The 2302-nt window shown below is 36.5% G+C and carries 2 protein-coding genes; one reads left to right on the forward strand and one right to left on the reverse strand.

Translation table 11 applies throughout. The features are described 5' to 3' along the window. On the reverse strand, positions 1–767 hold a 767-nt coding region (locus ACKI5C_RS03260), incomplete at its 3' end, for a YaaC family protein (RefSeq protein ID WP_407431792.1). Positions 768–878: 111 nt separating this feature from the next. On the opposite strand from ACKI5C_RS03260, the gene guaB reads away from it, so the two are divergent. Then, on the forward strand, positions 879–2302 hold a 1424-nt coding region (gene guaB / locus ACKI5C_RS03265; protein ID WP_407431793.1), incomplete at its 3' end, for an IMP dehydrogenase.

Below are 2302 nucleotides of genomic sequence, written 5' to 3' on the forward strand. Positions count from 1 at the left end.
TTAAATGGTAAGGTATCTTGTTTATTTATAATGGTAAATTGTTTGAGTCCACTATCAAAATGAAAGGGTTGATGATAATTTGTTGTCAACGGTTCATCAAGTTGAAAAATAAGATGCTCTCTTTCTTCCTTACATGCTATACTGATATGAAAATGACTATTTAAATAAGATGCCAAACGTTCAGCAGGCATATGATAATCGTCTAGGCATTTCCCCATGGTGGAGTACTGCACATTTGAATGCTTATGTAGCAAATAGCAATTACTTTGGAAAAAGTACTGAAATTGCTCAGCAAGCTCAGGCAAACAAAAGAAGAGATCTTTCATGAGCAACTTTTCACCATCCAAATGTTTCACGTGGAACATTTTGGAAGACATATATGAAAATAGACCATTTCGCTGAATCTTTATTTCATCTTGTAAAAATTCATATTGTTGTTTTTTTCTTTTTCTAGTTGTAACACCGTGTGCCAGTAATGTAGATGAACTTGGGTAGTATGGGTCTAGTGAAAGTAGACATGCTTTAATAAGCTGGATATATCCATAAAAAAGGAGAACAGGCTGTATTTCTAATGAAACAAGGTTTGCCTCCTTATAATAAATTTCGGCGCTTTTTAAATAGTGAATAAAGACCGGTGCATTCTGAAAGCTTTTTATTTTACTATCAGGTAAAGAATCTCTCATATAATAGGTATGTAAATAGTTTTGTGTTGTTGAGGCAGAATAAAACATGGATAATGAGTCCCAAGTGTTTGTTGTAAAGTTCATATAATCTCCCTTTTAATTATTTGAAAAAATAAACATATTGCAACTTCCTTGACAGTATTTTAACCAATTGATAACCTACTAATAATATTTTCAACAGGAGGGCTTAAAAAGATGTGGGAAAATAAGTTCGTTAAAGAAGGATTAACTTTTGATGATGTATTGTTAATCCCAGCAAAATCAGAGGTACTACCTAAAGATGTAAGCATGACTGTTAATTTAACAGACACACTTAAGCTTAATATACCAATTATCAGTGCGGGTATGGATACTGTTACAGAAGCTGAAATGGCAATTGCTATGGCACGTCAGGGCGGAATGGGTATCATCCATAAGAATATGACGATTGAACAGCAGGCTGAACAAGTTGATAAAGTAAAACGCTCTGAAAGTGGTGTAATCACAGACCCGTTCTTTTTAACTCCTGAACATCAAGTGTTTGATGCTGAACATTTAATGGGCAAGTACAGAATTTCGGGAGTACCGATTGTTAATAACAATGAAGAGCAGAAATTAGTTGGTATTATTACAAATCGTGATCTACGATTCATTGCAGATTATTCTATGCGTATTTCTGATGTAATGACAAAGGAAGAGTTGGTTACTGCTCCAGTTGGAACAACTCTAGAGCAAGCTGAAAAGATTTTACAGAAATATAAAATTGAAAAATTGCCCCTTGTTGACCAAAATGGCGTATTAAAAGGGCTTATCACAATTAAAGATATTGAAAAAGTAATTGAGTTTCCTAACTCTGCTAAAGATAGCCAAGGAAGATTGTTAGTAGGTGCAGCTGTCGGTGTAACTAAAGATACAATGCGACGCGTTGAAAAGCTTGTAAAATCAAACGTTGATGCTATTGTTATTGATACAGCACATGGTCATTCTGCAGGGGTTATTAATGTAGTAAAGGAAGTACGACAAGCTTTTCCTAAACTAAATATTATTGCTGGTAATGTAGCGACTGCAGAAGCGACAAGAGCACTTATCGAAGCTGGTGCGGATGTTGTGAAAGTTGGTATTGGACCAGGGTCTATTTGTACAACTCGTGTAGTGGCAGGTGTTGGTGTGCCGCAAATAACAGCTATTTATGACTGTGCAACAGAAGCGCGTAAAATGGGCAAGACGATCATTGCTGACGGTGGTATTAAATATTCTGGAGACATTGTGAAAGCATTGGCTGCAGGCGGACATGTTGTTATGCTAGGAAGCTTATTGGCAGGTGTTAGTGAAGCCCCTGGGGAAACTGAAATATTCCAAGGAAGAAGATTCAAGGTTTACCGAGGTATGGGATCTGTGGCTGCTATGGAAAAGGGTTCAAAAGACCGTTATTTCCAAGAAGACAACAAAAAGTTCGTTCCAGAAGGTATTGAAGGGCGTCTCCCATATAAAGGGCCTTTAGCTGATACTTTGTATCAATTAACAGGTGGTATACGTTCAGGTATGGGTTATTGTGGAACAGCTAACCTACAAGATTTAAGAGAAAATGCTCAATTTGTACGAATGACAGGTGCAGGCTTAAAAGAAAGTCATCCACATGA

This window comes from Methanobrevibacter sp., assembly GCF_045646045.1.
GTDB lineage: Archaea > Methanobacteriota > Methanobacteria > Methanobacteriales > Methanobacteriaceae > Methanocatella.